The sequence below is a fragment of the Leptotrichia sp. OH3620_COT-345 genome (assembly GCF_003932895.1).
GTDB lineage: Bacteria > Fusobacteriota > Fusobacteriia > Fusobacteriales > Leptotrichiaceae > Pseudoleptotrichia.
The window spans coordinates 1-7,663 of record NZ_RQYW01000028.1; the positions used below are offsets into that span (position 1 = coordinate 1).

The following is a 7,663-nucleotide window of genomic DNA, read 5'->3' on the forward strand; positions in this document are numbered from 1 at the left end:
AAAATTTTAATTGGGTTTAGAAATTTTTATAATTACAGTATTTTCTTTTGATGTTAAGATAAAAGAATGTTTTTTTGATAGGATATTTTTTTAGTAATGCATAGCTTTTACATTTTGAAATAGAATAGTGTAATTAAATTTTGGAATATTTAAATATAATTTTATAGTGCAGAAAATTAAATATTTAGTTTTTGTATAATTAATTTTTGATTTATATATTTATTATTTTATCTTACTATTTATTTTTATTGATTTATCTGTTATAATAATATAAAATGTTATTTTATAACTTTTTTAAAGGAGGTAAAGATGAGAGAAAAAAGTTGTGATAAGGAGTACAGATTTATTTATAAGAAATTTTGGAAAGAAAGAAGTCTTTTGTTGTATTTTAAAAAATAATAGATAAAGATTTTTTATTTACAAGATTAAAAAATATATAAATTATTGATAAGTTAAAATAGAAATGAATAAAATACTGTCTAAGGAGATTTAAAATGAGTGAATTTAATGATTTATTTGAAAAGATGTTAGATGATTATTTACCTGAAGAGAAGAAAGCGGGAGATGTAATAGAAGCCGTTATTATAAGGAAAGATAATGATTTTGCTTATCTTGATTTGAATGATAAACAGGAAGGAAGAATTCTGATTAAAGAAGTTGAAGATTTTAATGTAGGTGATACTATAGAAGTAAAGATATTAAGAAAGGATGAAGAAAATATAATTGTTTCTAAATTTTTACTTGATAAAGCAAAGGAATTTGCCTCTTTAATTGAAGGAGAAATAGTTACAGGAACAGTTTTCAAAAAAATAAAAGGTGGCTATTCTGTTAAAGTAGGTAAAAATGAAGGATTTTTACCATTTTCACTTTCTGCTTTTGAAAGGGAAAATGATCATATAGGAGAAAAGTTTAAATTTATTTTAAAAGAAAAAACAAGAAACAGCTTTACACTTTCAAGATCGGATTTAGTAAAAAAAGAAGAAGAAGACTATTTGAGGTCACTTAATATTAATGACATTATTACGGGGAAAATAAAAGAAATACTTGATTTCGGCATTATAGTTGATTTAGGTCATACAACAGGATTTATACATATTTCCGAGATATCGTGGGATCAAATCAATGATTTGGTTGGAAAATTTAGTATTGGTGATGAAGTAAAAGCAAAAGTGATTGAAAAAGATGAAGAAAAAAGAAAAGTAAAACTAAGTATAAAAAAATTAGAAGAAGATCCTTGGATTTCTTTTTCTGAAGCACATAATATAGATGATATTGTAGATGTTACTGTAAAAGAAGTTCTTGATTTTGGATTGATAGTGGATATTGAAAAAATCAAAGGATTTATACATATTTCCGAATTAGCATGGAATAATACTGCAAAAGCTTTAAAAAATTATAAAGAAGGGGACAAATTTAAAGCTAAAATTATTAATCTTGAAAATGATAAAAAGAATGTAAAACTAAGTGTAAAACAGTTAACAGAAAATCCGTGGAATAGGGTAAAAGAAAAATATAAAATAGGTGATATACTTGAAAAGCCTGTTTTAGAAATATTTGAATTTGGTTTATTAATTGAATTGGAAAAAGACATTGATGGACTGCTTCACGTTTCGGATTTGGCATATAGAAGAGTTTCCAACCTTGGCTCTAAATTTAAAGTAGGAGAAATTGTTAAATTTAAAATAATAAGCTTTAATGATGAAAAAAATAGAATTTCTCTTAGTGTGAAAGCTTTACTTGATGATTTATGGAATAAAATGGAAGATTATTACAATGTAGGGGATGTTGTAAAAGGAAAAGTAGTGAATGTTCAGGAATATGGAATATTTTTAGAAATTAAAGAGGGAATAGAAGTGTTTATTTATAAAAATGAATTTTCATGGGATAAAAATGAGGAGATGGAATTCAAAAAAGGAGATGAAATAGAGCTTAAAATAACTTCCATTGATAAAAAAGATAAAAGAATAGGAGGAAGTTTAAAACAACTGACGATATCTCCTTGGAAAGAAGCTGCAGGGCAATATAGAATAGGAAATAAAGTAAAAGTACCTATTGTTACAATACAGGAAAATTCAGTTCTTGTAAAACTGACGGACAGATTTAACGGAATGATTCCTAAAAAAGAGCTGACAGATGAATTTTTAAAAGATATTTCTGAAAAATTTTCTGTAGGAGATGAAGTTGAGGCTGTGGTTACAGAGTTTAATGAAAAAAGAAAATCTATTATTCTTTCTGTGAAAAAAATCAATGAAATGGAAGAAAAAAAAGAACTTGAAGAATTGATGAAAATATATGGAGTTTAGAAATATATTAATTTATTTAAAATAGAATAAATTTAGGTCATGTGTCGATTAATTTTTTGAGTTTTTTGAAAAGAACATAAAAAGCTGTCTTGTAGTTTGGAAAAAGATATATTAATTATTTTTCTGGTTTACAGGACAGTTTTTATTTTATTCTTCGGGAATGTTTTTATAAGGTTTAAAAAATTCAGCTGAATATTTAAAAGAATAATCTTCTCCTTTCAGCCATTTTAAAGTTCCGATTATGTGTGAAATAACGGTATAAGCTAAGACCGTCAGTATAAAAATTGCAAATATAATAATAATTATTGCATTAACTTTTGCCAATGCTAAAGTATTAAGCAATGAAACTGTTATAAACAGAACAAGTATTGAAGTAAATTCCATATTCAAAATTTTACATAATATTTCTTTAGGTTTTTCATATAATGTTTTTCTTGCAAAATGTAAAAAGGATAAACCGAAAAAAGGAAAAATCCAACTTATCAGAAGTATAAATTTTATCTGTTTCATAACTTCAGGATTAAGAAAATTACTAGCAAGATTTGAAGAATTTTTTGGTGTATTTAAATTTTTAATTTTTTCTTTCTTTAGTTTTCTCATGTCTCTCCTTGTTAATTTAAAAAATTAAAGGAGATTTGATAACCTCCTTTTACTTTAAATATTTTTATTTTTTTATAAATTTCCATGCTGTAGGAAATATTCCGATCATTAAAATCATTTTTATTACATCTCCCGGAATAAAAGGAACAAGTCCTATTATAAATACATTTTTAGTAGGGAAAAATAATGAAAGCTGAATAAGTCCAAATAAATATAGTATAAAATGAGCTAAAAATAATACTAATATCAATTTTGAATATGATTTTGTCCATCCTTTATCTGCAAAATATCCGCAAATATAAGCTGCAAATAAGAATCCTATAATAAACCCTCCACTTGCAGAATTGAAAGGAAATCCGCTTGTGAAACCTGCAAATACCGGAAATCCTATTATACCTGCTGTAATATATGAAAGTAAAGTGGATACACCGAGTTTTTTACCATAAGTAAGTCCAATTAACATAACGGCAAAAGTTTGTCCTGTTATAGGAACAACTGTGAATGGTAAAGGAATTCTCACTTGAGACATAAGAGCTATAAAAAATACACCACTTATAACAAGAAAGATGTTTTTTACCATTTCATTTTCTTTATTTTTTACTTTAATCAAATTATTAATTAATATATTTTGATTCATTTCTACCTCCTGATGTTTTTAATAGTTTTTAAAAAAAGTATAACTAAAAAAGAGAAAAATGTCAAGGAAATATAAGAGAAACTTTTTTATTTTATCTATTTTTAATTTTATTGACAAAAATATGTATAAGAAGTATAATGAAATACAAAAATATATGATATCAAATTTAGAATTTATAGGGGATAATTTATGGTTACAAAAGATATTTTAGAGTCTTTTTTTGAAGCTGAAAATAAACGTGATTGGGCAATATATAAACAGTTTCTGCATACAGAAATTATTTGGCAATTATTTGATAAAAAAGTAAGAACTATTGGTGGTGTAGAAAATTATATGGAAACAATGAAAAAAGCTTATGAAAATACAGATATTCAATTTTCATGTCAGAATATGCAGATTTCTAAGGACGGGAATCGAATAGCCGCTTATTTAATAAATGATTCGGGAATATGCTCACTGGATATTTTTGATTTTAAAGATAACCTGATATATCGGGAATATGAATTTATTTTAGACTGATAAATTTCTAATTTAATGAATAAAAACAATTCTCGGCATATATTAAACATAGGATTTCTTAAATGAAAAACATTTTCCGAAATTACTGAAAAGGAAAATCAGCCAAAGTTAAAATAACTTTTAATTACAGATATTCAATTCATTGATACCGTTTAATATAATTGATTTAAAAAGAAAATGATATTTTTAATTTATGCTGCCTGATCTGAAAAAAACAGGTACGGATAATAATAGAAAAGATATTTTTTAAAGTTAAATAATATCCAAAAATTTGATAACATATTTCATAAATTTTCAATTTGGATAAATTAATGAAATGTAGTATAATATATTAAATTAAATAAAAATACTGAAAAAGGAGAAAACTTTTATTTTTTAAGTTAATTTACAGTTATGGAGAAAAAGAAAAAAACTGAGCTGGAAGTTCTCAATGAATTAAAAGAAAAGAAAATAAATGAAGTATTTGAAAAATTAGGGAAAAGGAAATCCATAAGTAAAATAAAAAAAGAAAAGAAAATTGCGGAAGGCATAATTATTCAGGTCAAAGAAAGCGGGACAAAAAGTTATCTGAAAAAGTCTTCGGCAGGAAAAAAGAGAATAAGGAAAATAATCAGACTGTTAACTTTTGGATTGTTTCTTTTAATGGCAGGAGTAATATGGTTTTTATTTGAAAAATATCGGAATTTTCAATTATATCTATCAAAAAATAAAGAAATAATGGAACTGGGAAAAAGATACGAAGAAGAACAGAAAATGAAAGCGGAAGAACTGAAAAATCTGAAAGATCTGACATTGGAAAATGTGAAAAACGTTCCCGAGGACAAGAAAAATGTTATGCTGAATATAATTCCGAGTGGAAGTCCTTTGTTAAGGGATATATATATTACAAGTCCTTTTGGAGAAAGAGTACACCCAATCAGCGGTCAGAGAAGATTCCATCACGGAATAGATTTGAGAGTTGATATTGGTGATCCTGTAATTTCTTCAGCAATAGGAAGGGTAAGTTTTACAGGAGTAAAGGGAGGATATGGAAATGTGGTAATTATAGATCATATGTACGGATTCCAAACAACTTACGCACATCTGAACAAAATACTTGTTAAAAACGGTGAAATAATAGGTAAAGGAAAAGTCATAGCTGAGGGAGGAAATTCAGGAAGTTCAACGGGTCCGCATTTGCATTATGAAGTCAGGTATAACGGCACACCGATCGAACCTAAAAATTTTATAGATTGGGATAGTAAAAATTTTAATATAATATTTGAAAAAGAAAGGAGTGTACCATGGGAATATTTTCTAACAATAATGGGAAAGAATTAAATGTTTCTGAAGGAGTAAGTGTAATATCGGCAAAAACTTATGTAAAAGGAGTAGTCGAAACTGATTCAATGACACAAATTGAGGGGGTGTTGGAAGGAGATATTAAATGTGACAACACTGTCCATGTAAGTAATGGCGGAAGAATAGTAGGAAATGTAGTAGCCAAAACTGTATTTGTAGATGGAGAAGTTTCGGGAGAAATCTTGGCTGAAAAAGTGGAAATAGGAGAAAAAGGAAGAGTATTGGCGAATGTAGTATCAACATTATTTGTAATTCAAGAAGGAGGACTGTTTGAAGGAAATAAAAAAATGAAGAAAGCAGAAGCATTTATTGAATATGAAGAAACTGAAAGTGCAGATGTTTAGGTCAAAAATGTAAAGAAAAATCTATTTTTAAATTTAATATCATAACTTAAATTAATAGTAACCGAATTGAAAAGAAAAAAGAAAAATCTAAAAATAGGAGGAAAAAATGAACGTAAAAACAAAAAAAACAGCACTGATAATGGCTTTATTAATAGCTCTTGCCAGCTGTGGAGGCGGCGGTGGCGGTGGAGGCGGAACTTCAGCTCCAACTCCGAACATACCCGGGCCATCTACACCGAATTTTCCAAATTTTCCAAGTCTGCCTCCGGAATCAAAATATGATTCAAATGGAAATATAAAATGGAATGATACTAAAAGAAAATATGATAAGAATAATGTAAATAATAAAACGGCTGCAACGACACAGACAGGAGCAGGAGTTAAAGTAGGAGTCTTAGATGTTGGATTCAACACAACGACTGGAGGATTACAGGCGGATATTAATAATAAGTTCGGGGCGAGACTTGTAAAAACAAATCCTCATGGGACTCAAACTGCTAATGAAGATCATGGTATAATAGTATCGGAAATAATAGGAGGAAACACTCCAAACGGGATAGCTAAAGGAGTTACAATTATAGCAGCGGATGCATCCAAAAAAAATAGTAAGGGAGAATTTCAGCCTGACCCTACTGTAGGGATGTACAATGACCTTTATAATAGAGGAGTAAAAATTTTTAACCAGTCTTTCGGAATAGACAGTGAAGTAACGAATTATAAATGGGATAGTACTACTGTTGAACATCAGATAGGTAAGGATATTCTGGATTTTTATAAAAAAGGAGTAAGAGAAGGTGCACTGTTTATATGGGCAGCAGGGAATGAATCTTTTCATGATAATCCTTCCCTTGAAGCGGGACTTCCTTATCATGTAAAAGAACTTGAAAAAGGGTGGATTAATGTTGTCGGTTTGGCAAAAACAAGTCAATTTGATCCTGCCAATACTGAATGGAGTGAAATGAAAAGACTGTCTGGAGCGGGAGTGGCTAAAAACTGGTCAGTAACAGCAGTATCAGGAATTAATTTTTCTTCAAACGGCGGACAGTATGGTGGAAACGGTTCTTCATTTTCAGCGCCTATGGTAACAGGAACAGCTGCACTTTTAAAAGAAAAATATCCGTGGATGGATGGGAGCCTTATAAGACAGACAATACTTTCCACTGCAACGGATATAGGGAAAAAAGGTGTAGATGAAGACTTCGGATGGGGGCTTTTGAATATTGATAAGGCACTTAGAGGTCCTGCACTGTTTGACAGAAGACTTGCATTGGGAAATAATGTAGTAGCAGATGTAACAGCGGGAATATATACGTTTTCAAATGACATTTCAGGAGATGCGGGACTTATTAAAAACGGATTGGGAGAACTTGTATTAAGTGGAAAAAATACTTTTACAGGAGGAACAAAAGTAAATGCAGGAAAATTGAAAATAGGAAACAGATATGTTTCTTCATTGGCAATAACAAAACTGGGAACTGTAGAAACAACTGAAAACGCTCTTTTAGAAAATGGAGTAAGCAATGAAGGAGTATTTGTAAATAGTGGAAGTAATACCGTAATAGAAGGAAACTATACAGCATCTTCTCTTTCAAAATATGTTTCTAATCTTGGAGCAAGTACTTATGTAAAAGGAAAAGTGGAATTAAACGGGTCCACTTTGGAAATAGCTCCTGTCAAAAATGGTGAAGAACAATATGTTACAGCAAGAGGGGTACAGGAAAGTATCCTTGTTTCGGATAATGCCATTAACGGGAAATTTTCAAATATAGAAACTGCACCTTTACTTAATGCAAATACTAAAAATTCTGAAAAGAGAGTAGATGTAACTTTAAGCAGAAAGAATGTTGAAGAATACGTAACGAGTTTGGAAACAACAGATGAAATGAGAAGGGTGGCAGCTCAGAACATAGAGACATCTT

At 29.0% G+C, this 7,663-nt stretch carries 7 protein-coding genes; 5 read left to right on the forward strand and 2 right to left on the reverse strand.

The window, feature by feature from the left end:
* The first annotated feature begins 494 nt into the window (after positions 1-494).
* Positions 495-2,303, forward strand: coding sequence for a S1 RNA-binding domain-containing protein (locus tag EII29_RS10880; RefSeq protein WP_125237549.1), 1,809 nt, complete (start codon positions 495-497; stop codon positions 2,301-2,303).
* Between the two features lie 147 nt (positions 2,304-2,450).
* Here the strand turns inward: EII29_RS10880 and EII29_RS10885 are convergent, their stop codons facing one another.
* Positions 2,451-2,903, reverse strand: coding sequence for a hypothetical protein (locus EII29_RS10885; RefSeq protein WP_125237550.1), 453 nt, complete (start codon positions 2,901-2,903; stop codon positions 2,451-2,453).
* A gap of 64 nt (positions 2,904-2,967) precedes the next feature.
* Positions 2,968-3,540 carry a biotin transporter BioY gene (locus EII29_RS10890; protein ID WP_125237551.1) on the reverse strand — a complete coding sequence of 191 codons (573 nt, stop codon included), beginning with the start codon at positions 3,538-3,540 and terminating at the stop codon, positions 2,968-2,970.
* A 189-nt stretch (positions 3,541-3,729) separates the two neighbouring features.
* Here EII29_RS10890 and EII29_RS10895 point away from each other — a divergent pair, with 189 nt between their 5' ends.
* The 4 genes from EII29_RS10895 to EII29_RS10910 all read left to right on the forward strand — a co-directional run.
* Entirely contained in the window at positions 3,730-4,059 is a 330-nt protein-coding gene (locus tag EII29_RS10895; RefSeq protein WP_125237552.1) for a nuclear transport factor 2 family protein, read from the forward strand.
* A gap of 393 nt (positions 4,060-4,452) precedes the next feature.
* Positions 4,453-5,379, forward strand: coding sequence for a M23 family metallopeptidase (locus tag EII29_RS10900; protein WP_125237553.1), 927 nt, complete (start codon positions 4,453-4,455; stop codon positions 5,377-5,379).
* Positions 5,343-5,744: a polymer-forming cytoskeletal protein gene (locus EII29_RS10905; protein ID WP_125237554.1), complete on the forward strand. Its 402-nt coding sequence runs from the start codon at positions 5,343-5,345 to the stop codon at positions 5,742-5,744. The genes EII29_RS10900 and EII29_RS10905 overlap by 37 nt, the downstream gene beginning before the upstream one ends.
* Positions 5,745-5,850: 106 nt before the next feature.
* Positions 5,851-7,663 (forward strand): S8 family serine peptidase (locus EII29_RS10910; RefSeq protein WP_148096415.1); only part of this gene is annotated, 1,813 nt, incomplete at its 3' end.

Coding starts and splice junctions, on each gene's coding strand:
- EII29_RS10880 (WP_125237549.1), top strand. CDS start 495: ATGAGTGAATTTAATGATTTATTTGAAAAGATGTTAGATGATTATTTA.
- EII29_RS10890 (WP_125237551.1), bottom strand. CDS start 3,540: ATGAATCAAAATATATTAATTAATAATTTGATTAAAGTAAAAAATAAA.
- EII29_RS10900 (WP_125237553.1), top strand. CDS start 4,453: ATGGAGAAAAAGAAAAAAACTGAGCTGGAAGTTCTCAATGAATTAAAA.
- EII29_RS10895 (WP_125237552.1), top strand. CDS start 3,730: ATGGTTACAAAAGATATTTTAGAGTCTTTTTTTGAAGCTGAAAATAAA.
- EII29_RS10905 (WP_125237554.1), top strand. CDS start 5,343: ATGGGAATATTTTCTAACAATAATGGGAAAGAATTAAATGTTTCTGAA.
- EII29_RS10885 (WP_125237550.1), bottom strand. CDS start 2,903: ATGAGAAAACTAAAGAAAGAAAAAATTAAAAATTTAAATACACCAAAA.